This window comes from Geodermatophilus sp. URMC 63, from assembly GCF_053502565.1.
The window spans coordinates 2,590,141-2,610,743 of record NZ_CP199956.1 but is presented as its reverse complement, the minus strand read 5'-3'; the positions used below and the strand labels follow the sequence as shown (position 1 = coordinate 2,610,743).

At 68.6% G+C, this 20,603-nt stretch carries 21 protein-coding genes; 10 read left to right on the top strand and 11 right to left on the bottom strand.

The genetic code is table 11. The features are described 5' to 3' along the window. The first annotated feature begins 283 nt into the window (after positions 1–283). Genes ACWIZO_RS12715 through ACWIZO_RS12705 form a run of 3 tightly spaced genes read left to right on the top strand, consistent with a single transcriptional unit; the run spans position 284 to position 6,620 of the window. Complete coding sequence (locus ACWIZO_RS12715; RefSeq protein WP_448642793.1) at positions 284–1,294, top strand: hypothetical protein; 1,011 nt, start codon at positions 284–286, stop codon at positions 1,292–1,294. Beyond that, positions 1,291–5,022, top strand: coding sequence for an FHIPEP family type III secretion protein (locus ACWIZO_RS12710; protein WP_448642792.1), 3,732 nt, complete (start codon positions 1,291–1,293; stop codon positions 5,020–5,022). Before ACWIZO_RS12715 ends, ACWIZO_RS12710 begins: the two co-directional genes overlap by 4 nt. Continuing rightward, positions 5,019–6,620 (top strand): FHIPEP family type III secretion protein, encoded by a 1,602-nt coding sequence (locus ACWIZO_RS12705; protein ID WP_448642791.1) that lies wholly within the window; start codon positions 5,019–5,021, stop codon positions 6,618–6,620. Before ACWIZO_RS12710 ends, ACWIZO_RS12705 begins: the two co-directional genes overlap by 4 nt. Before the next feature lie 3 nt (positions 6,621–6,623). On the opposite strand, the gene ACWIZO_RS12700 is transcribed toward ACWIZO_RS12705, so the two are convergent. From ACWIZO_RS12700 to ACWIZO_RS12690, 3 genes are read right to left on the bottom strand one after another with little or no spacing between them, the layout of a single operon-like run. Beyond that, positions 6,624–6,830 (bottom strand): YgiT-type zinc finger protein, encoded by a 207-nt coding sequence (locus tag ACWIZO_RS12700; protein ID WP_448642790.1) that lies wholly within the window; start codon positions 6,828–6,830, stop codon positions 6,624–6,626. Continuing rightward, positions 6,827–7,528 (bottom strand): ATP-binding protein, encoded by a 702-nt coding sequence (locus ACWIZO_RS12695; protein WP_448642789.1) that lies wholly within the window; start codon positions 7,526–7,528, stop codon positions 6,827–6,829. The genes ACWIZO_RS12700 and ACWIZO_RS12695 overlap by 4 nt, the downstream gene beginning before the upstream one ends. Positions 7,529–7,556: 28 nt before the next feature. After that, positions 7,557–8,120, bottom strand: a complete 564-nt coding sequence (locus ACWIZO_RS12690) for a hypothetical protein (RefSeq protein ID WP_448642788.1) — start codon at positions 8,118–8,120, stop codon at positions 7,557–7,559. Between the two features lie 458 nt (positions 8,121–8,578). Here ACWIZO_RS12690 and ACWIZO_RS12685 point away from each other — a divergent pair, with 458 nt between their 5' ends. Next, complete coding sequence (locus ACWIZO_RS12685; protein ID WP_448642787.1) at positions 8,579–8,986, top strand: hypothetical protein; 408 nt, start codon at positions 8,579–8,581, stop codon at positions 8,984–8,986. A 455-nt stretch (positions 8,987–9,441) separates the two neighbouring features. On the opposite strand, the gene ACWIZO_RS12680 is transcribed toward ACWIZO_RS12685, so the two are convergent. Both ACWIZO_RS12680 and ACWIZO_RS12675 read right to left on the bottom strand, forming a co-directional pair. Then, positions 9,442–9,975: a hypothetical protein gene (locus ACWIZO_RS12680; RefSeq protein ID WP_448642786.1), complete on the bottom strand. Its 534-nt coding sequence runs from the start codon at positions 9,973–9,975 to the stop codon at positions 9,442–9,444. Continuing rightward, a complete protein-coding gene (locus ACWIZO_RS12675; RefSeq protein ID WP_448642785.1) occupies positions 9,972–11,102 on the bottom strand; it encodes an ImmA/IrrE family metallo-endopeptidase in 1,131 nt (376 codons plus the stop codon). Before ACWIZO_RS12675 ends, ACWIZO_RS12680 begins: the two co-directional genes overlap by 4 nt. A 370-nt stretch (positions 11,103–11,472) precedes the next feature. Between ACWIZO_RS12675 and ACWIZO_RS12670 the strand changes: the two genes are divergently transcribed. Then, a complete protein-coding gene (locus tag ACWIZO_RS12670; protein ID WP_448642784.1) occupies positions 11,473–11,745 on the top strand; it encodes a hypothetical protein in 273 nt (90 codons plus the stop codon). Between the two features lie 384 nt (positions 11,746–12,129). Here the strand turns inward: ACWIZO_RS12670 and ACWIZO_RS12665 are convergent, their stop codons facing one another. Further along, entirely contained in the window at positions 12,130–13,242 is a 1,113-nt protein-coding gene (locus ACWIZO_RS12665; RefSeq protein ID WP_448640277.1) for an IS630 family transposase, read from the bottom strand. 157 nt (positions 13,243–13,399) lie between these two features. Here ACWIZO_RS12665 and ACWIZO_RS12660 point away from each other — a divergent pair, with 157 nt between their 5' ends. From ACWIZO_RS12660 to ACWIZO_RS12650, 3 genes are read left to right on the top strand one after another with little or no spacing between them, the layout of a single operon-like run. Continuing rightward, positions 13,400–13,807 (top strand): IS630 transposase-related protein, encoded by a 408-nt coding sequence (locus ACWIZO_RS12660; RefSeq protein ID WP_448642783.1) that lies wholly within the window; start codon positions 13,400–13,402, stop codon positions 13,805–13,807. Then, on the top strand, positions 13,804–14,397 hold the full coding sequence (locus ACWIZO_RS12655) for an IS630 family transposase (RefSeq protein WP_448642948.1): 594 nt from the start codon (positions 13,804–13,806) through the stop codon (positions 14,395–14,397). The genes ACWIZO_RS12660 and ACWIZO_RS12655 overlap by 4 nt, the downstream gene beginning before the upstream one ends. Positions 14,398–14,438: 41 nt before the next feature. Further along, positions 14,439–15,155: a TIGR02391 family protein gene (locus ACWIZO_RS12650; RefSeq protein WP_448642782.1), complete on the top strand. Its 717-nt coding sequence runs from the start codon at positions 14,439–14,441 to the stop codon at positions 15,153–15,155. 875 nt (positions 15,156–16,030) lie between these two features. Here ACWIZO_RS12650 and ACWIZO_RS12645 read toward each other — a convergent pair. Further along, positions 16,031–16,663: a hypothetical protein gene (locus ACWIZO_RS12645; protein WP_448642781.1), complete on the bottom strand. Its 633-nt coding sequence runs from the start codon at positions 16,661–16,663 to the stop codon at positions 16,031–16,033. Between the two features lie 93 nt (positions 16,664–16,756). On the opposite strand from ACWIZO_RS12645, the gene ACWIZO_RS12640 reads away from it, so the two are divergent. Both ACWIZO_RS12640 and ACWIZO_RS12635 read left to right on the top strand, forming a co-directional pair. After that, positions 16,757–17,449 (top strand): hypothetical protein, encoded by a 693-nt coding sequence (locus ACWIZO_RS12640; protein ID WP_448642780.1) that lies wholly within the window; start codon positions 16,757–16,759, stop codon positions 17,447–17,449. Positions 17,450–17,908: 459 nt separating this feature from the next. Continuing rightward, entirely contained in the window at positions 17,909–18,430 is a 522-nt protein-coding gene (locus ACWIZO_RS12635; protein ID WP_448642779.1) for a hypothetical protein, read from the top strand. Between the two features lie 22 nt (positions 18,431–18,452). Here the strand turns inward: ACWIZO_RS12635 and ACWIZO_RS12630 are convergent, their stop codons facing one another. The 4 genes from ACWIZO_RS12630 to ACWIZO_RS12615 all read right to left on the bottom strand — a co-directional run bounded on the left by ACWIZO_RS12630 (position 18,453) and on the right by ACWIZO_RS12615 (position 20,602). Beyond that, complete coding sequence (locus ACWIZO_RS12630) at positions 18,453–18,755, bottom strand: hypothetical protein (protein WP_448642778.1); 303 nt, start codon at positions 18,753–18,755, stop codon at positions 18,453–18,455. 19 nt (positions 18,756–18,774) lie between these two features. After that, positions 18,775–19,170 (bottom strand): hypothetical protein, encoded by a 396-nt coding sequence (locus tag ACWIZO_RS12625; protein WP_448642777.1) that lies wholly within the window; start codon positions 19,168–19,170, stop codon positions 18,775–18,777. Between the two features lie 489 nt (positions 19,171–19,659). Further along, complete coding sequence (locus ACWIZO_RS12620; RefSeq protein WP_448642776.1) at positions 19,660–20,109, bottom strand: hypothetical protein; 450 nt, start codon at positions 20,107–20,109, stop codon at positions 19,660–19,662. Then, complete coding sequence (locus ACWIZO_RS12615; RefSeq protein WP_448642775.1) at positions 20,081–20,602, bottom strand: hypothetical protein; 522 nt, start codon at positions 20,600–20,602, stop codon at positions 20,081–20,083. The genes ACWIZO_RS12620 and ACWIZO_RS12615 overlap by 29 nt, the downstream gene beginning before the upstream one ends. Position 20,603: the final 1 nt, after the last annotated feature.

Genomic DNA, 20,603 nt, shown 5'->3' with positions numbered 1-20,603 from the left:
ATTGTTCGGAGCCAGCCGGCTACGTCAACCCTGCCCGTCGAGTCCGGAAGCCGGCCGCTGACAGTTCCGCCGCCAGCCGCCCGCCGCCCGCCGCCCGCCGCACTCCGGGGTGACCACGGGAAGGGCCGGTGGCGCGGCCATGCATCGGTCAGGACGAATTGCCTTGGCCCGGCTAGAGCGGCGACCTAACCTGAACTTCCTCGCGCCGTTGCAGCAGGTCGCCGTGCCCGCCCTCCGCCGTCCGGCCGTCGGAGCTGACGGGCTGCCGGGAAGAGGCAGGACCATGCCCGAACTCGATCCTCGAGACCTCATCGACCGGCATGCCGAGCAGGAGGAGTTCCGCCGCATCGTTCCCGGGGCGGAGTCGACCGAGACGGGTCAGGGCCGCATGCTCACGATCTGCGACCGGGGCGGCCGGGGAAAGAGCAGCCTCCTGAAGCGGCTCCTGTACAACTGCCAGTTCGATATGAAGCCTCAGGCCTCCGGCTGCCTCGTCGAGCTGGACCGGCTGGCTGCCAATCCCTCGCCGTTCGCGCTCGTCAAGAGCATCCACAAGGGCCTCACGAAGGTGACCGGCGTCGAGATGCAGAAGCGGTTCGCCAAGTTTAATCGGCTCAACGGGGCCAGGGAGCTGAGGGACTTCACGCTCTTCGAGGAGAGCGGTGACGGCCCCTCCGGAGTCCGCGTGTCGGCGATGGCCGCCATCGGCACCGTCTCCGAGGGCTCGCGCGCGGCCGGCGTGAACCTGGAAAACGTCCAGAACGCGCAGATCACGCAGATCACGCAGCGCGCGGAGTTCACCGAGGAACAGGAGCTGCGGGCGCAGCAGAGGTGCGTCGAGGCGTTCTTCGATGACCTCCGCGTGGTCTGCGCGACTCAGTCCGTCGTGGTCATGTTCGACACCTGGGAACGGTGCAACCTGCAGCTGCGCGACTGGATCCGGGACGAGTTCCTGGCCAATCACGCGCTGCATCCCGACCCCGGCCTGCGGCCCGACCGGCTCGTCGTCGTGGTGGCCGGACGCCCCTACGATCCCCCGGACACGAGATACGGTCTGCGCCCCGACGAGTTCCGCCCCCTGTTCGACTCGGAGGAGGAGCTCGAGGCCACCGTGCGGTCGGTCAAGTCGCTGAGCGAGTGGGAGGCCGAGCACGTCAGCAAGTTCTTAGTCCTCAACGGCTGCCCGGCGCCGGACGATGACGACATCCGGTTCATCCAGTCGAAGCTGCAGCTCGGCTGGTCGCTGGAGAAGATCCTCACCTTCATCGACGACTACCTGCGGCCGCAGTCATGAGCAGGCTGACGGATCTCTTCGCCCAGTTCGAGGGCGTCGAGGACATCGAACGTGCCTTCGTCGACCAGGTGCTGCAGGCTGCCGGCCGCCGGGACGCCGACCTGCCCGAAGCCATCCGGATCTGCGCCCTCCCGCGGCACGTCGATGAGCAGGTCTTCTCGGTGCTGCGGGGCGAGCACAGCGATCCACGGCGGGACCGGGAACTGCTCGACCTGGTCGTGAAGTACCCCTTCGCGCTGCCCCGCGCCGAGGGCGGCTTCGTCCTCCATGACAACACCCGCGACGCGCTGCTCCGGGGGTGGCGCGCGACCCCCGAGGACGAGGAACGCTTCGTCAATCTCAATCTGCGCCTGGCCGACCACTACCAGGGGCAGTACGACGAGGCAGTCGAGGCCGATCAGCACCTCAGGGAGCTGGCCGCCCTGATCAAGCGCGCCGACCCCGCGCGGTTCCGCCGCCTGAACTCCCTCATCCGCTCGCGGCGTAGCGCCCTGCTGCTCGGCTCGCTCTACCACCGGCTGCTGGCGTCTCTCGACGGTGGGATGAGCTTCCTGCAGATGCAGTTCGAGCGGCTGGAGGCGACCAACGACATCGGCCTGAACAAGTCACTGATCACGGCCGGCCGGGACTTCATGACCCGCCTGCCGCCTGACCAGCAGCAGCCCGAGCACCTGGCCTGGATCGACTACTTCGACGAGCGTCTGAGCCGGGCCACAGACGCCTACGACGTCGCCCACGCCGAGCGGACCTTCCTCCGGCTGTCGCAGGACGAGAAGCTGCCCAAGGTCCTGCGCAGATGGGCTCTGGGCGAGCTGGCCTCGACCTACGAGCTGGAGCTCAAGACCCCCGAGGCGCTGCGCGCGCGCCAGGAACTCGCGACCACCTGGCGAGGTGTCGACGTCTACAACGACCCGTTGAGCAGCAAGAGCCTCGGCACCCTGCTGTGGCAGATCGAGGACCGCGACCAGGCGGTGATCCAGTTCCAGGAGGCAATCCGGTCGGCCGACGAGGAGCCGGGAGCCCGCCGGGACATCCGCGTTCTGGCGAGGGCCGACCTCAGCGGCGTCTACAGCGAGCTGGGCGAGTGGGAGAAGGCCTTCGACGTGGCCAACGAGGCCTTCCACCTCGCCCGCACCGAGTTCTCGCGTGACCCGGTGATGCAGTACGAGGTGGCGCGCAGGTTCGCCTCGCTCCTGTCGTCCTTCGATCCCCTGGCCACGGACACGGCCCGGCACGAGGCGACCCGGCTGCTCGAGGAACCGCCCGCGCTCAGGGCCGCCGTCATGCTGGAACACGTCCTCACCCTGGTGCGGGCCGGGCGGCTGCGCGCGGCCCAGGACGCCGTCGACGGGCTGGCACAGGACCTCGAATCGGACCCGGACCCCGCCGCCGAGCGGGATCTCCTCGCCGCCCGCGCGAGCGTGCTGGCGGCCCAGGGGCGGGAGGGCGAGGCGGTCCCCGTGTACACGAGGATCCTCGATGCGGTGGCCGATCGTCCCGAGGCGGCGTGGTCGCGGGCGGCGGCGCGGTCGAACCGCGGCATCGCCCTGCGCATCCTGGGTCGGTACGACGCCGCCGATGTGGACCTGCAGTACGCCATCGAGGAGTGGACCCGATTCGGCCTCGACGCGGTCACCGCGTCGGTCCGCATCGAGCTCGCCGACTCCCTGCGCGGACAGGGGCACTTGAACGCGGCCGCCGAAGCACTGGACCAGGTCGACGCCGAACTGCCACCGGGCCCGCACTTCGCCCGCGCGGACCTCCAGCGATCCCGCGCCGAACTGTACGAGCAGCGTGGGCTCTGGCAGGAGGCGCGGGACCGCTATGAGGAGTCGCTCCACATCCACGACCGGCTGCGCGCCCTGACCGCGGCGACGAGGTTGCTCCTGGGGTTGATGAGAGCGGCGGGCGGCGCGGCGGACTGGTCCGCCGTCACGGCCTTCGCCGAACGGGCCACGCGGGAGAGCGGCCGCCTGGCCGCGATCGACGCTTTCTCGCTGTCGGCCACGGATCGGGAAGCCCTCGACCTCAACGCCGAGGCGATGCGCTGCTGCGTCACGACGGTCAACCGCGACGCCCTGCTCGACCAGGCTCGGGAGCTGCTGCGCTCGGCCGCGCTGAAGTCACCGGGCAACGTCTGGCCGCAACTCAACCTCTCGTACGTGCTCGCTGAGCAGGAGGACTGGCGGGGTGCCCTGGATGCCCTGGGCCAGGCCCTCGCCGCCGCCCCGGAACCGATGCGCACGGCGGTGCTGTTTGACCGCCTGCAGACCTATGCGCTGCGGCAGGCCCAGCTGCTGCACCATCGGCACGAGAGCGAGGCTGCCGAGGGGCTGCTGCACGATGTCATGGAGCAGGTCGCCGGCCACCTGGCTGGCGGTGACGTCCTCGTCCTCTGGCTCGCCGAGTCCGCGATCCGGGCGGGCGCCGGCGGGTGGGACGCCGGGGAGGCGGTCCACGATCCGCGGGCCGAGCCGCTCGTGGCCGGGATCCCGGACTGGCCCGCGTGGACCCCAACCGCGATCGAGACACTCCGCTCACTGGTTCGGGACAGCGCGGACTGCTGGGCGGTCATCGACCTGATCGACCGCCTCGAGGAGCGCGCGGGTGCGCCACCTGCCTGGCGGGTGGCGCTCGCCGAGGCGCGGGCGGCGATGTGGGCCCACCTCGAGGAGACGTTCGGCCTCGGCAGCTCCCCCGCCGGGGTCGACGACGTGTACCCCGTCGTGACACCTATCGCCGGCGAGGTCGGCGACGCGCTTGTCCCGATCGTCGACTCCCGTCGGGACCACGGACACTTCCTGTACGAGCTGATTCCCGACCTGCGCGCCCGCATCCTGGCCGATACCGGTGTGACGGTCCCCGGGGTCCGCATGCGGGGGAATCCGGCGCTGGCCCCCGACGGGTACGTCATCCAGATCTTCGAGGTGCCGGTGCTCAGCGGCTCCCTGGATCCGGGCGGGTTCTTCGCCGTCGTCCCACAGCCGCCCGAGGGACCCCCGGCCCCACGCGTCGACGTACACCCGCTCACCGGCGGGCCGGGGACCTGGTCACCGACCCCGCCGGCGGACTCCGGGCGGTCCGCCGAGGACGGCCCGGTACCGGCGCCCCTGTTCCTGGCGTACCGCATCGAGGCGGCGGTGCGTTCGGCGCTCTGGACGTTCTTCGGTTACGAGGAGGGGGCGTCGCTGCTCGCCGCGTGGGAGTCCGACGGCGCCGGTGAGCTCCTCGCCTCCGTCGCTCCCGACGACGCCGCGCGGTTCCGGCTCCTGCGGCTGCTGCGTGCCCTGGTCGAGGACTCAGTGCCCCTCACGGACTGGCGGCGCGTCCTCGAGTCAGTACAGGAGGCGGGGGGCACGGGCGCCGCCGTGACCGACCTCGTGCGCGCCGTCCGCCGCCGGTGCTACGACCTGCTCCCCGGGAACGAGGCCGGCACGGTGCGCATAGGGGTGCCCAAGGACGTCGAGGGCCCGCTGGTCGCGGCGATGAGCCGGCCCCTCGAGGCGGGGACCGCCACGGCCGCCCGCAGGTACAAGGACTGGCTGGCCGATATGCGGGCGCAGACCCCTGGGCGGCTCGCGGTCGTGACCGGCACCGAGGAGGCGCGGCGGGCCGCCGAGCACCTGACCCGGTCGGCGGAGTTTCTGGTCCCGGTCCTCGCGGCCGAGGAGCTGGTGGATCCGGCAGAGGCCCAGCAGGTGGATTTTGTTCCGGGCGGGGTCCCGTGACCGCCACGCACGCAGCGGAGGCCACCCTGACGGTGGCCGTCGGGGTCGGTCCGGGTGTCGTCGCCGAGGCGCCGCCGCAGGCGGTGACGGATCGCGTCACCGCGGAGGTCACCGCGCTGGTCCGCCGGCTAGGCATCCCGGGAGCCGTCCGGGTCGAGCTGGGCGTCGTCCCGGCGTCCGACAGCACCGGTAAACCGGTTCCGCTACGGCTGGGGATCGGCGGTCGCCCCTGCCGGTTCTCGGAGGACGTCGTGGTGCAGGCGTTCGCGTACGCGGTCGGTACCGCCGACGTGCCGGCGTCCCTGCCCGACGAGGTGCCGGCGGAGGCCGTCGCCGACTGGATGGCGCTGGTGTGCCGCGAGGCGGCCGCGCAGTCGGCGCATCTCCTGCTGACGAGGGACCAGGTCGAAGTTTACTGCCTGGCGCACGACATCGACGCCGAGGATCCAGACGCACAGCACCGGGTCCACGCCGTCCTCCAGCAGGTCGTCGGCCTCGGGCGCTCGATCGCCGACGGCGACACCGTCCGGAATGTCCTGCGGGCGACGGGGGCCGCCGACACAGACGAGGTGACCGAGACCCTCGCCGGGGCGCTCCGCAGCCCGCGTCTCGACATCCGCATGGACCCCGCGTCCCTGCGTCAGCTGACCTGCGACCACCGGGCCGACGGCGCCCCGTCCTTCTCCTTCCTCCGCGAGAGCCTCTTCGACGAGCTCGGGCTCCGGCTGCCCGCCCTGCATCTCGTCGCCGATCCCGCGCTGGCCGCTGGCGGTTTCGCCGTCGACCTCGACGACCTGCCGGGGTTGCCCCGGATCGGCCTGACACACGGCACGGTGCTGGTCAACGACACTCCGGAGCGCCTGCGGCTCATGGGGGTCGACGGGACGAGCTGCCTGATCCCCGGGTTGTCCCAGCCCGGGAGCATCGTCGCGCAGGACGCGACCGCGATGCTGGAGGCGGCCGGGCTGACGACGTGGGACGCGCTTGGCTTCCTCGTGCTCAGCGTGGCCGGCGTCGTCCGCGAGAGCGGCTACCGATGGATGGACCCAACGGCCGCGGATGCGTTGCTGGACACGTTCTCCCTGGTGTTCCCGGAGGCCGAGCGGGTGGCCCGCGCGTGCGTGCCGCTGAGTCGCCTCGCCGTGGTGCTGCGCGACCTCCTCCGGGACGGCCTGTCCATCCGCAACCTGCGGCGCATCCTGGAGGTGCTCACCGACGCCGAGCTCGACGGCCGACTTCCGCCCGGCGGTGAGCCGGCAGTCGACCTGGTGCGCACCGCGCTCCGCGAGGAGATCGCCCACCGCGCGGCTCGGGGTACGTCCACGGTGGTCGTGTACCTCCTGGACCCCGAGCTCGAGGACGCCGTGGCCGCAGGCGTCGACAACGGCGGGGGGCGACGGCTCTCCGACGCCCTGCGCCGTGAGCTGACCGCGGTACCCGCCGGACTCCTGCCCCCCGCGATCCTCACGCGGCGGTCGGTTCGACCCTTCGTCCGAGCCGCGATCCGGCCGCAATTCCCGCGGGTGCGGGTCCTGGACTACGACGACCTCCCGCCACGGATGAACGTCCAGCCGGTTGCCCGCCTCTCGGCCGACTGACCACTACCGTCCGTCGCTGTACGCCGACTCGATCGCCTTCAGGACCTCCGCCTTGTACACGCGGGAGCCACAAGACGGGCAGACCCCCTGCGGGATGTCGGTGAGCACGAGGGGGTCGCCGCGGGAGCGCATCGTGACCTCGACGTAGCGCCGGTCGTAGGACGATCCGCAGGGGCAGGTGCCGAATCCGTCGTGCCGGTCGTCGGTCATCGGGGCTCCTGGCGCGGAGCGGCCACTGCCGTGGCCTCGGCGCGGGGAGCCGTCTCCAGGGAAAGCAGGTGATGCAGGCCAAGCAGGATGCCCGGGTCTCGGCAGATCGCTTCGGCGTAGACCTCGAGCTCACGGTCGGCGAGCGGCTCCAGGAGTCCGGCGTTCACGGAGGCAAGCCACGCAGTGACGGCGTCGGGGGGCAGCGGTCCGAGATTGATCCGGTAGTCCGCGAACCGCTCGAGGTGGGTGGTGTCGCCGGCATAACCGGCGAGCACGACCAGCCGTGGCATGGGGGTCGTGGTGAGGAAGGCCAGGAACTCGTCGGTGAACCAGCGGTCCACCCACTCGGTGGGGTGGTAGCCCTGCACGAGGACGACGCCGAGCCCGAGCGTCCCGGCCGGCTCCTCGGCCGACTGCCGGTCCCGTGACCCGGAGATGCTCTGAATGAACTGCTCCACTGTGGTCCGGCTGTCGACCAGCGCCCCCTCCAGCCCCTCGCTCAGGTCCGCGCGCTCGGGGAATACGGGATAACCCCGCTCGGCGGCGCGCCGCCGGACCTCCGCCAGCATCCGGGCCTTGCCCATGCGGGGTGCGCCGGTTATCAGCAGAAATCCGGCCTGGTGCCTGCTCAGGGCCTCTTCGATTGTGGCCAGCTCGGCGTCCCTGCCGATCAGCGGAGCGCCGCGGTCGACGTCCACCCCAGCCGTGGGCGCCACGACGGCTCCCTCAGCCAATGCGGTCGATGTCCACGACGGCGAAGGTGCCGCCGCGCTCGACCGTCTTCGCCGTCCCCGTCGCGTCGACCTGCCCGCCGGTCATCGACTTGGCGTGCACCACCGCGGCGTAGCCCTGGACCCGGTCGACGTCCCCGCGGGCCCGCACGAGCGGTCCGGACGGCTCCCGCGCCTCTCCCTTGAACGTGATCCGCTGGCCGTAGACCATCTCGAGGAGCTCCCGCAGGGCGTTGACCTGCTCCATGAGCAGCGGGTCCTCGGGCCGTGGGGTGGCTAGCCCCTGGGCGTAGTCGGCGAGGGGCCGTCGCATGTCCAAGAGGGACGGTGCGAGCTTCTCAACGACGGCGTAGTCGGGCGGCACCGCCTGCGTCGTGCCCGCCACGATGTCGGACGGCACCTGGAGCAGCGGCTCGGGGCCGTCCGGCGCTTCCTTACCGGCGCTGTCCTTGCGCTCCCGGTAGCGCTTGAGCAGCTCGCCGGCCTGGTTGTAGAGAAACTTGATGCCTTCGGCCAGGACGACTGCTCCGATGGCAGTCGCGGACAGTGGATCCACCATGGCGGCGACCTCCGCGAGAGCGTGTGGTAACGCGGTGCCCGATGCTCCCACCGGGCCGCGTCACCGGGAAGGCCGCACGGCCCGGTGGCTCGATGAAGCAGCGTCAGTGCCGCCGGCGTGCTGCTTGCCGACGCAGACCTGCTGCCAGGCCACGCCCCACCGGCCGACTCCTGTGGGAGGAACTGCTGAGTCAGTGCCACCTCGACCCTGCCCGTGAGATCCCTGCGCGGACCTCGCAAGACTGGACTGCCAGGCCGCCGAGCGGGTGTTCACCGCGGATACACTGAGGCACGGACGGCAAGTCAACGCCCGAGTCGACGAGGCCACCGAACGGGCGATCGCCAAAGCATGGGAGGAAGAGGCCGAGCTGCTGGCCGCGCCCGTGCAGCAGGATCTTGTTGAGCACTGGCGGTCCCTCGGCGGCCCGCTACCCGACCCGCTGTAGGACGGGCGACATCATGGCGATCTGCGAAGTGCTCCGCTGTCAGCGGACGGCAGAGCAATTGGTCGAGCTAGGCGAGCCCGACGGGATGGTGGCCCAAGTCGCCATCTGTGGCGAGCACCACCGGCAGATGCAGGCCGGCGTCCGCCACCGCTGGGAGCCCAATCCGGCTGGCGCGGCGACCGGGTCGCTGCTGATGGGCGCTGACCTCGACGCGGCAGCTCATACCGTGGTCGGCATCCGCGGCACCGAAGAGCACGCATTCGTGCTCGCTCCCGACGGCACGGACGCCATCACCGTCCTGCTCACCGAGCTGACGGCCGACGGCGTTGAAGTCCCGCTCCGGCTATTGATGAGCGACACGGTGCTGCACGAGATGCGCCGGTTCCTCTGCTCAGAGACCTGGTTTGACCCGGCGCAGTAGGCGTCAGTTGGCTCCAGATAGAGCAGACGGACGCTCGGCTATGGAGGAACTCATCGGTCCGCTGCGCGTCGCAGACCGCCCGGGGCGACGTCGTTGAGCGAAGAGGCGTGTCGATCTCGTATTCGCTTGCTCGGTCTGCTCCGGTCGTGGCGTGGTGCTGGGGGCGGGCGACCGGCTTGTGCGCGTGGGCGACTCTCGAACTCCCGAACCTGTGGCCTGGAGGGCAGCCGCGAAACTCTGGGTCGTCGAAGGGCAGGTGCGGCCAGCTGCGGACAGCAGCCTGTCGGGAGCCCGCGGGACCACGTTGAGGCGGTTGAACAGCCGGACGTCTGGATCGGGCTGCTTCCTCGTCAATGCGCCCTGGTCCGCATGGCTCAGCAGTGGGCCGTGCGGACTACGCGTGCGGTCTGTGCGGGGAGGACGACCGACAACCACCACCGCTGCAGTGGGGCGGGCTACCAGGGCAACCGGACTACCGGACGCAGCCCGTTCACGACTTCGGTGCCGATCAAGGCGCCCGTGCGGGTCAAGTACCGGATAGATGCGATGTTGCGGTGGTCGACATCGGACTGGATCACCTTCACCAGTGGCGTCCGCGCAATGATGTCGTCGAGCACCATCTGCAGGGCCGTCTCAGAGCAGCGCTTGCCGTTGGAGAGCCGCTGGCCGCGGAGGTCAGTGTGGACGGCGACGAGATCGATGTAGCGCGTTGTCATCTGCGCCGGACTGAGCTGCTCGTGGCCGGCGACGGCCACGAGGGCGTCCCCATCGAAGAGCAGCAAGAGCCTGTAGTCGTGGCTGAGTCGGTGTGCACCTGCCCGGGGAAGGAGGTCGCGACGGATGTCGGTCTGCAGGCCATGCGCCCAGGGCTCCTGACAGCGCAGACCCCGCAGCCCAGCGACCGGTACGTGTGGAGCACAGCAGGTAAAGCCCTCGAGGACGGCGCGGTGACGCTTGTTGCCGACCTCGACGCGGATGCCGTCGATCAAGATGCTCGAGTGGCCGCTTCCATGAGGGTCTGCATCGAGCGGTCCCATTCGGTGCCTGAGGGACGGCGACGTCCCCTTACCTCAAGGTCCTCGGGGTTCGGCATGCGCTTCTTCAGCGCGTTCATGTCCTTACGCGCGACGCGGCCGGCATGCTGCAGCTGACCGACCAGCAGGCCCTCCGGGACGCCGAGCTGCAGGCTCAGCGTCCAAACCTTCTGCTTGCTCGGCTTCGCCAGGGACGACTGCCAGGATCGAGGCAGCAAGAGCTCCTGAGCGAGTCGATCAGCTGCGGCCTCAGTCTCACTGGCATCGGCGTCCATGCTGTCAAGGACACGGCCGTGACCGAGGACCAAGTGCGCGCACTCGTGGAAGACCGTCCACCAGAAGTAGTCGTCGAGTGCATACCGCAGGGTGAGCGCGACGACGCCGTACCCAGACGGTGAGGGCCAGGACGCTCCGGAGAGCCGGGAGCCCTTGACGTCGGCCTGGAAGACCAAGACGACGCCGACTTCGGCGAGCTGCTGCTGGACCTCCGGCAGGTAGTCCATCGGCTCACGCGACCCGACTTGGGCGAGGCTCGGCAGCAGCTGCCGCAGGCCTTCGGCACTGAGCGGCGGCGTGTCCTGCTGCTCCGCCAAGCGGGTGGCCTGGCGGTCAGCGAGCTGCAACCAGGTGCTGACCGCGTCCCGGTGCACCTCATGGGCCGATGACTGACGGAACGAGGCGTTGACGAGCCCCGCGACCTGCTCGGGGCGGCAGCCGAAGAAGGCGGCCAGCTCGGCAGCAAGACGCTCGGGCTGAGCACGCGTCGCAGTCACCACACCGCGCGTCCGCAGCGCCCTTAGCGTGTCCGCGTGGAAGTCCTCCATGGCCGCAGCCCACGCCGCGACCAGTTGACTCTCGTCGTCCTCGTCGCTCTCAAGCGCATACCACTCGGCGGGCGTCCCGCCGAGGACTGTGGCGAGCCTGGCGGCAAGTTGGGCGTTCAGCGCGGCGCGGCCGCGAAGGAGGTCGTCGAGCACCTCGGCAGAAACGGCGAGCTCCTCGGCCAGCGACTCAAGGGGCACACCAAGCCGCCGCGCACTCGCGAGGACAGCCTGCCCAACAGCGGTCTCGACGACCAACATGAGCGCGCCCCCTCTCTCGGCTCTGTAGCTTCCCAAGCTACGGCACCGTGCGGACGCTTTCGGCTGCTGACCTGAGGCGTTGAGCCGAACAGGGCACTTCGACGCCAGTCCGTAACGGGCCAAGTGCCTACGGTTGCCAGAGCATCTGCACATGCACACGCTCGGGTGGCCCGCAGGCAGCGCATCACACCCTCGGGAGCCGAGGAGTCCCACGGTCGATCTGGACGAGCCGGACGCGCGTCAGCGTGAGCATCCCCAGCCACAGGTCTTAGTGCTGCTGGTCGGCTCACAGCCACACGTGCTGACCTACTCGTCACCGGGCGCATGCCACAGCCGACCGTCCGACACCGCGTGCGGCAGGGTGAGTGGAGTGACCAAGTTCGAGCAGATCATCCTCGCCAGTGACTGGTACGCCGTGATCCGCAAGCCCAGCACCGTCCCCGGTCGAGCGGACGGCTTCGACGAAGTCGAGGTTCCACTTGTTGCATGGGCGCGTGTAGCTGATACCGCAAGAGTCCCCGTCGGCCGCCAGCCCAACGACTCGGTAGTCGGTCTGATTGTGAGCTCAACCAATGGAACTGTGGTCGAGGTGGACGAGGGCGCCGACGAGTTCTTCGAGTATCGGTACCGCCCGCGCGACTAAGCCTCATGTATCACACCGGACCGTTCGAGCAGCGCCCATCGTCCGAGCCCTTGGGATCCCGGACGCTGCGGCCACACCGCGACCACAGCACCCATTCTCGCAGGTCAGACCCCACGCCTGCGGATACCTAATGCACATGTCGGACCCTGTGCCGCCGAGGCAGGTCGAGAGCGTCGTTTGGACGAACCGACATGCGTGATCCGGCATCTCCGTGCCGTCCCTCGCGGGCCAACCGCGCCAACCGGCGGCTACAGGATTGGCGTAGCCGGTTTCACGCCACGAGCCCGTGCGAACCGGCCCTCGTGGGATGAGGCACCGAGGGACGACTCGCCGAGCGAGGCCAATGCGGTCGCGAAGCAGCCCTCGCCGTACCACAAAAGTCAGCTAGTGCTCCGTAACTGACGTCGTTGGTGTCTTGCGGTGGCGCGGGTCGGTGGCCTTGGCGATGACCGTGTCGGGGTCCTTGGTCCAGGTGAAGGGTGCGCAGCGGTCGTTCCAGGCGTCGATGAAACGCTCGATGGCAGCGATGAGGTCGGCCACGGTGAGGAAGCTGCCGCGGCGCAGGGCCTGGCGGCTGATGATCGAGAAGAACGCCTCGACCAGGTTGAGCCAGGAGCCCGAGGTCGGGGTGAAGTGCAGCTGCACCCGCGGGTGCCGGGCGAGCCAGGCCCGAACGGCGGGGTGCTTGTGGGTGGCGTAGTTGTCGACCACCACGTGCAACTCGCGGCGCGGATAGGCGGCGGCGACCTGCTTGAGAAATGCTAGGAACTCCTGGTGCCGGTGCCGCTCGGTGCAGGCCTCGGTGACCCGCCCGGTGGCCACCTCCAGTGCGGCGAACAGCGTGGTGGTGCCGTGCCGGAGGTAGTCGAAGCTGACCGCCTCCGGGTGCCCGGGCCGAACCGGCAGCACCGGCGCGGTCCGCTCCAGCGCCTGCAGCTGCGGCTTTTCGTCCACGCAGAGCACCACCGCCTGCTCCGGCGGATGCAGGTAGAGCCCGACGACGTCACGGATCTTGCCCTCCAGCTGCGGGTCGGTGGAGAACTTGAAGGTCTGCGCCCGCCAGGGCTGCACGCCGAAGCGGTGCCAGATCCTCGCCACCGTGGCGTGCGAGATCGGCGTGCCCTCGCCGGCCAGCGCCGCGGCCAGCAGCCGCGAGGACCAGTGGGTGGCGCCGTACTGGATCGGCGGTGCGGTGAGGGTCAGCTCCAGCACCCGGTCCCGGAGCGCCTCCGGCAGCGGGGAGGGCTTACCGGGGCGCGGCAGATCCTCCAGCCCGGCCAGGCCGTGTTCGGCATAGCGCCCGCGCCAGGTCACCACCGTTCCCTCGGCGCAGCCGACCATCGCGGCAATCTCCTTGCCCGGCACCTCATCCGCGGCCAGCAGCACGATCCGGGCGCGTTCGACCTCCCGCGCCGGTGCGCCCTTGTCCCGAACCCGCCGCGTGAGCTCCCGCCGATCGCCCTCCGGTACCTGTACCACCCGCACGTGCGCGGCCATAAGAAATGGTCACCCTGGCCGTGAGATCACATCAAGGACCACCGCGACGGAGCACTAGGAGGGTGATTTGTGCCAGGCAGCGTGTGCTACGCCGCGTGTCTGACAGCGGTGTGCTGGTTGCTTGACGGTGCGCGGGCAACGGAGTAGCCCAATCGGTATGCGGGCGTACTCGACGGATCTGCGCGAGCGCGTGGTGGCCGCCGTCGATGGCGGCATGACGTCTGAACAGGCTGCGACGGTGTTCAGGATGTCGGTGCGGACCGTGGAGCGGTATCTGCAACGCCGACGGGCCACCGGCAGCCTGGCGCCGACCGGGCAGCGGCACGGACCGGCGCCGGCGAAGAAGACCCGGCTGCAGGCCTGGCTGCCGGCCCGGCTGGCCGAGGCGGCGGACGCCACCTTGGCCGAGCACGCCGCGGCCTTCACCGCCGAAGAGGGCCTGGTGGTGTCGCTGGCGACGATGTCCCGAGCGATCACCACGCTGCCGGCCGATGACCCCGCCGAGGCGTTGACCCCGGCGGGGCGTCGGCGGCGGCCGGGCCGGCCGCTGAAGTCAAAAGTCTGAGCGCCACCGAGCGCGACGAGACCGCGCGCGCCCGGTGGCGCACCGAGCTGGCCGCCACCGACCCGGCCGAGCTGGTGTTCGTCGATGAGTGCGGCACGCACACCTCGATGACCCGCCGTCGCGCCCGCGCTCCCCGCGGGCAGCGGGCCCGGGGGGCGGTGCCGCGCAACCGCGGTCCGGTGACCACCCTGCTCGCCGGGCTGAGCCTGACCGGCATGGCCCCGGCGATGACCGTGGAGGGCGGCACCGACACCGCGGTGTTCGCCACCTATCTCGAACACTTTCTGCTGCCGTCGCTGCGCCCGGGCCGGATCGTGGTGGTGGACAACGTCGGCGCGCACAAGCCCGACCGGATCCGCGCGCTGGTCGAGGCGGCCGGCTGCCGGCTGGTGTTCCTGCCCGCCTACTCACCCGACCTGTCCCCGGTCGAGGAGGCGTTCAGCAAGCTCAAGACCCTCATCCGGGCGGCCGCCGCGCGCACCCGGGCGGCGCTGGACGCCGCCATCGCCGTCGCGCTGGCCGCGGTCACCGCCACCGATGCCGCCGGCTGGTTCGCCCACGCCGACTACCCCATCCGACAAGCCACATGAGAACCGCTGTGAGATGCATGCAGCCTTCGTAGGCTCGCAGGATGGACGTTGCGTTCGCTCACGAGCGCTTGCTCGCTTATCTGAAGCTGCTGAACCTGTACCGCAACCCGCTCTCGATAGCGCTGAGCACCAAGGTCAACATGCCAGGGGTGGACGACCTAGTGATTCGGGAGCAGCCCACGGCCATGACTCTTCTGGCTGCCTGCGGTGAGCCCGTGACGCGCCATGGGGCTGATGAGGCCACCCGTGATGAGCATCGTCCGGCCGTCCTGCGCGCGCTGGGCAAGGTTCGGGATCTGGAGGCGCTATCCCGAGCGCTGCGGACCGAAGTGCCCGCACTGGCCGCGCGTGACCTGCACCCCTGGGTGTGGGAGATCGCTGCTCCGTTGTGGGCGAGTGGGCACCGTAGACAGGCGGTGGCGGCCGCAGCGGGCCACCTCAGCCTCAAGGTTCAAAGCAAGCTAGATCGCTGGGACGTGGCGGCCGACGCCTTGATGACGGAGGCGCTGAGCGAGAAGCCACCGCTGCCCGGCAAGCCGCGTCTCCGTGTCCCGGCCACAGCAGGGCGGCGGTTTGAGGAGGCGCTACAGCCGGGCGTGGTGGCCTACGCCCGTGGCGTCTTCTCGCTGCTGCGGAATCCGGCGACCCACAATGTGATGGAGGAGTGGGGGGAGCAGCGGGCGCTGGAGGCGCTGGCTGCCCTCAGCATCCTGGCGCGCGTCCTTGACTCGGCCACGGTCGAGAGAGCCGTCCAGTAGCCAGGGCACCTCTGTCACTTCGCCTGTTCAAGCCTCCGGCCCGCTGTGCCTGCCCGGCAGTGGCAGGCGGACCCGCTGCCACCACCGTCGCCGGACCTCCTGCGGGTCCTGCACGACCAGCTCGCGGGTCAACCGCTCTAAGTGCTCGAGCTCGTGCGCGTATGCGCGTATCCGGTCGAACGCTTCGGCCCCAAGGAGTGCCGGGTTCCCCAAATCCCCTTGCTGCTCGGTGTTCTCTACCAGCGTCATTACCGCCTCCACCGCCTTGAGCGCGTTCGTGTCGCCAGGCCACACTGCAGCGCCATGGACTTCGTAGCCCCCGAGTACGCCTCCTGCGAGTACGGCTGCGGGGGCTACCCGGTAGCAACCCTGGCCGTGAATGCAAGGGCCGGCTGCTCTGGTACGGACAGTGCGAGCCGCGCTGGAACCAGTACCTCGATGACACAGGCGGCGTCCTCACCGACACAGCCCGCTTCTGTGGTGAGTGCCAGGAACCTCACCCTGTGCAGGCTGTCGCTATTGCAGAGGGAGCAAGGACCCCGACCGAGGGTGCTGCTGAGGACCCCACCTTCGAACTGCTGGACGACGATCGCTACTTCTTCAGACGGCCCGACCCACCACGGGGCTGCGACGCCTGCGACAACCAAGCGCTAGTCGATGCCCTGTTCCGCTGCCGCTGTGGCTACAGCTGGACGGCATACTGCGGTACTCACATGAACGCCATCCTGCTGGGTCACCATGGCTATGAGGGCATTGCATTCGAGTGCGACAACTGCGATGAGCGAATGAAGGTCGCGGATCGAGCCACCTATTCTCCGTGACAAGGAGGAGTGAGGTGCGACCGTAGGCGTCTGACCAGGCCTACTTCATCAGTTTCATCCTTCGAAATTGAGGAGCACAAAGCCGAGCGCCAAGGTCAAAACTGCTAGGAGCGCCGCCAGCAGAGCAGATAGAGTCAAGAACCTTAACTTCTGTTTCATCGTTTCTTGTGACGCCCAGCGGCGCCCGGTGATCGTGAAATCCTCGGCCTCGCCTCTCACGGATACGCTGCCGTGGGAACCGTCGACCAGCAGAAGACAGCTCACTTCATCCCCCGGATTAAGCAGCGTTTCGGGTAAGGGAATGACAGAACCCTCTGGCGGGACGCTGGCAGGGAGCCGTTCGGAGTCGTCCTCCCCCGCTCGCATGCGAACGACTGAGAGAGTGCGCAGCTGGTTGTCGGCCGACACAACCAACTCAAAGGGTCTGTACATCGTCTTGGTGCTTAGGCCGACGTTGCCTGTGTTCTTCAGCCGAATGAGCACGGCCCTCGGTCTTTCCAGGGTGTCGTCGCCGACGTTGACGGTGACTCGATCCGGCATCTCGTTTGCGGGCAGGGCCAGCAGCGACTGATCAGAGAGGATCGTCCACTCGATGCGCTTCACCTTCCGGTTCAGCCGGTAGTAGATGTACCCCGCTACCAAGCCGAGGAAGGCAAGCACCCAGCCGATCCAGGCAAGGTCAGCCATGGCCCTACCGCTCCCCCCGTGTGGCGTCGAAGCACTGTACGCAGGGACTGACGCTCGGAGCGCCTCGCGCGCCAGTGGAGCACCATGTGTCCCATGGGCACCGAGGGCCAGGACAGCGCAGCGGGCAAGGACATTGACTATGGGGCCGAGGGGCGGCTACGCCATGGCTTGGGTCTAGAAGACTTGACCGAGCGGAGTATCTGGCCGTCCGCGGGGAGTGATCTTCGCCAAGCGCCGACTTTTCCGCGGCCCGCGGCCCACTTTGACGCCGCGTGGGGTAGCGAGGTCGGACGTGTTGAGGGCTACCGCCTGGCAGCCGAAGTCCTCGTGCGTCACATGATTCGGCAGCGAGGGGACCGCGATTTCCTCATCTACCCCTTCGCCAATAGCTGGCGCCACCACTTTGAGCTAAGCCTCAAGCTGCTGTTGGATGTCCTGCAACGGTGCAACGGCAAGCCCGCGACGCCGGTACGAGGGCACGACCTCAAGAAGTTGTGGGAGGAAACCAGGCGCAGACTGGAGACCGTCAAGGGTATTGAGGAAGGGGCCGCACTGCGGGACGCCGACAGAGTGATCGGCCAGCTCTACTCCTTGGATCCAGATGGCCAGAACTTCCGCTATTTCAAGCGTACGAATGGAAGCCCTGCCCTACAAGGCGAAGGGCCTGTTGATCTGCTCGGCTTCCATGAAGCTCTGTCCTCGGTAGCCTCATTCCTTTCGGCCGCCCTCGAGGTCGTCTATGTCGAGATCGAGAAGAGGGAGGGAGGGTCAAAAGTTGAGCCATGAGGTCGGCTTGAGACCGACCCGCTTACAACGATGATTCCCTCTACGTCCGTAACGGCATGCTCCTCCAAGCGTCGAGCGTTCTACCTCCATGGCGCATCGAGTGGATGACCGACTCAACCGGCTTCGAGATCCTTATCCGCATGATCAACGGCGGCGCTGCGGGATGGCGATTGATGGTCGATGGCATGTGGGCCAACTCCTACCAGAGCAGCCCTGGCGACGGTGCTCGCTATCTGGTGAGAGTCCAGAACTCGACACGGACGATCCGTCGCTACACCTTAGTGCTGGACCAGCTGGCTTTCGGTGGCCTCATCACAGAGCCACTGGACACCACCTTCCCTTCGCCGGCCCCCACGACGCGAGCGATGTTCGTTGGCGATTCGTATACCGTCGGGGCCGGCGCGGACCACACCAGCGAAGGCTGGGCGCCTCAGTGTGCGGCTCTGTTGGGCTGGGATGATGGCTGGGTTAACGGCGAAGGCGGCACTGGACTTGAACCCCGCCTCAGGTGGACGCACGAAGTTCATCGATCGACTCTCCTCGATCACCCCGCACAACTCCGATGTCCTGGTCATCATGGGCGGGTTCAATGACAACACCTTTTCCAACGCCTCGTACACGCCTGCCGCAGTTGGTACAGCAGCAGCACTCTTCAGTGCTATTGCAACCGCACTGCCCAAGGTCGATCTGTTCGTGACCTCGTCTCAGGCGTCGACAACGCCCTTCACAGAACCCCTGAACCGTTCGGCCGCGATCGCTGCTGCGGCCACTGCTGCGCCCAATGTGAAGAAGTACATCAACATGACGGACTCGACCAACCCCTGGATCAAGGGGGAAGGTAAGGTCGGAGCGACGACAGGGCAGGGCAACGCAAACCTTTACGTCCACAACGACTGCGCCCACCCTTCACCGGCGGGTCACAACTACTACGCGCAGCGCATGGCCGCGGAGATCAAGGGCTACTACCTCGGCCGGTCGTAGCAACTTCCCAAGCGCGAAGTTGTCAGCGACCGAACAGCTTCGACAGCCAGCTGCGCCTGCCGGCTGGCTGTAGTTCTCTCCGCCACTCGGCCCCTGGTTCCGGCCGGTCCTCAAGCACCCCGATCAGCCCGCGGTTCATTGCCGTGCTGATGTCGGTGGTCGGCTCTTCCTCGTCCTGCGGTGCAGCCCTCCAAGGGTCGTCATAGACCTCGGCCTTCGCGATGGCCAGAACGAGGGGGTCAATCGGTAGACCGGCGGAGCGGCAGGCCAGGGCCTCGATGCGGGCTAGCCGCTGCTCGTCGCGCGTCACTTCAATCCACGTCATCGCTGCTGCCTCCCCTCAGTCAAGCCCGTCGCCAGAACCGCGGCTGGCGGCCCCGCTGCTGCTCCTGCCGTGCGTCCTCCAGTCTGCGCTCCAGACCCTGGCGTGTCAGCAGCTTGACCAGGCGAACATCCTCGGGCGACAGGTCCTTCATCCGCGCGATGCCTTCGAGCATGACCATGCCCTGCTCATGGGTGTTGGGCCCGGGGTTGTTGATCAGTTCCGCGGCCTTCAAGATCTGGTCTTGGTGGTTCTTCCGGACGGCAAGCTTGTGGCTCCTGTGTGACACCAGCCAGCCGAGCCAGCCGAGCACGGCAAGGTTGGCGGCACCGCCGACGGCCAGGACGATCGACAGCCAGACGGGGATACCGACGGCCGGTGCAGCTTCGCCAGCCCAGACCGCCCACTCCCCCCGCACATCGGCACCGTAGCCTCATGGCGTACAGTGACATCAGCCCTACTCCGAGTTCAGCTCGGCAGCGGTTCGCGACCGCAATGGGGCACGCAGAGGGAGGGCACCAGGCTTCGGCCCCCGGTGCGGGTAGCGGGTCGAAGATGATTCTCGAGCCCGCTGCTTCACTCTGCGGTAAGCCGCCCCGTCAGCGCGGAGACGCGAGACTGACGGGAACCGCTTCGGTGGATGAACTGCTCCCCCTGGTCGACACTGCCGGCCCCTGGGTCCTGGCCGCAGTCGTACTGCATCGGGGAACCGTGACTTTCGTGGCCTTGGTGGCCACACTCAGCAAGAAGTCATACCGAAGGCAGAGCGGGCTCAAGGTGCTTGGCCTTCTGCGGCGGTCGATGCCGGGCCGCGACGGCGATCAGCAGTGATGCCGCCTCAGCGCATCCACCTCGCCCGCTCTTGTGCTTGCTGCTGCGCCACTCACTCTTCGCAGGGTCGTGTCAGTCAACGAGGGCGCTGGGACTCTTCGATCTCAGCCTGCTCCCGCAGGTACTCAGCCCGCGCGTCGTTCTCCTCAGCCTGCTCCCGCAGGACCTTCCGCGTGTAAAGAACCTCGGGGGCCGTGTCCCTTACCACCGCGGGCGACGGCGGTGGAGGGGGCGTCGCGCCGGACTCTTGTTGCCTTGCGCGGTGCTTGGTCACCTGCTCGCGGTTGTATTCCTCGACCGTCTGCACGACGGCGTCGTTGCGAGTGTGATGACGGCGGACTGCGCGCCGGAGTGCCGCCTGCTTGCCCGGCACGTCGTCCTCGTCCGGGTCGTCATGGAAGATGCTCTCCGCGTTCGCGAGCTTGCGCACCATGGGGTCGGGGCGGAGGCCCGCTGACTCAAGGGCCTGGACTTCGATACGCGCGGCTAGGACCTGCTCATCGGTGACCCTGATCCGCTTCGTCATCGTCGTCCTCCTCTCCCTCGTCGCCGAAGAACTCGACGTAGTACTCGACCTCTTCGCCTTCCAGCTCCTCAGCTTGTCTACCCATAGACAGTGTGCGCTCGTTAAGCATGCGCGACAGCCCCTGGAGCAAGATCGCGTCATCGAGTGACAAGCCAGGCATCTTGCTGAGTCCCTGCAGCATCGCGTAGCCCTGGCGCTTCGTAGTCATGTCGCTACTACGGGCCAGCTCCATCGCGCGCAGGATCAGCTCGCGGTCGGACTTCTTCTGCTCGATGGCTGCCGTGCGAGCAGCTGCCTCGGCAGTGGCCTCGGTGGCCTTGTTGGTCGCCTCCACCTGCTTCATCGCAGCCCGGTGGCCCAGGTACGCGCCGATGAACGGCTCCACGGCCGCCAGGACAGCAAAGAGGACGACGAGCCACCACGGCAGCACCACGTCGCCGGGGTCGGGCACCGCGGGCGGCTCGGCAGCCTGCACCCACTCCCCCGTGCTCACC

What these genes read in the sequence shown, in the direction of transcription:
- ACWIZO_RS12645 (WP_448642781.1), bottom strand. Translation starts at nt 16,663, where the DNA reads ATGGCTGACCTTGCCTGGATCGGCTGGGTGCTTGCCTTCCTCGGCTTG.
- ACWIZO_RS12635 (WP_448642779.1), top strand. Translation starts at nt 17,909, where the DNA reads ATGGCTGGGTTAACGGCGAAGGCGGCACTGGACTTGAACCCCGCCTCA.
- ACWIZO_RS12660 (WP_448642783.1), top strand. Translation starts at nt 13,400, where the DNA reads ATGCGGGCGTACTCGACGGATCTGCGCGAGCGCGTGGTGGCCGCCGTC.
- ACWIZO_RS12665 (WP_448640277.1), bottom strand. Translation starts at nt 13,242, where the DNA reads ATGGCCGCGCACGTGCGGGTGGTACAGGTACCGGAGGGCGATCGGCGG.
- ACWIZO_RS12650 (WP_448642782.1), top strand. Translation starts at nt 14,439, where the DNA reads ATGGACGTTGCGTTCGCTCACGAGCGCTTGCTCGCTTATCTGAAGCTG.
- ACWIZO_RS12685 (WP_448642787.1), top strand. Translation starts at nt 8,579, where the DNA reads ATGGCGATCTGCGAAGTGCTCCGCTGTCAGCGGACGGCAGAGCAATTG.
- ACWIZO_RS12710 (WP_448642792.1), top strand. Translation starts at nt 1,291, where the DNA reads ATGAGCAGGCTGACGGATCTCTTCGCCCAGTTCGAGGGCGTCGAGGAC.
- ACWIZO_RS12675 (WP_448642785.1), bottom strand. Translation starts at nt 11,102, where the DNA reads ATGTTGGTCGTCGAGACCGCTGTTGGGCAGGCTGTCCTCGCGAGTGCG.
- ACWIZO_RS12715 (WP_448642793.1), top strand. Translation starts at nt 284, where the DNA reads ATGCCCGAACTCGATCCTCGAGACCTCATCGACCGGCATGCCGAGCAG.
- ACWIZO_RS12700 (WP_448642790.1), bottom strand. Translation starts at nt 6,830, where the DNA reads ATGACCGACGACCGGCACGACGGATTCGGCACCTGCCCCTGCGGATCG.
- ACWIZO_RS12620 (WP_448642776.1), bottom strand. Translation starts at nt 20,109, where the DNA reads ATGACGAAGCGGATCAGGGTCACCGATGAGCAGGTCCTAGCCGCGCGT.
- ACWIZO_RS12690 (WP_448642788.1), bottom strand. Translation starts at nt 8,120, where the DNA reads ATGGTGGATCCACTGTCCGCGACTGCCATCGGAGCAGTCGTCCTGGCC.
- ACWIZO_RS12630 (WP_448642778.1), bottom strand. Translation starts at nt 18,755, where the DNA reads ATGACGTGGATTGAAGTGACGCGCGACGAGCAGCGGCTAGCCCGCATC.
- ACWIZO_RS12640 (WP_448642780.1), top strand. Translation starts at nt 16,757, where the DNA reads ATGGGCACCGAGGGCCAGGACAGCGCAGCGGGCAAGGACATTGACTAT.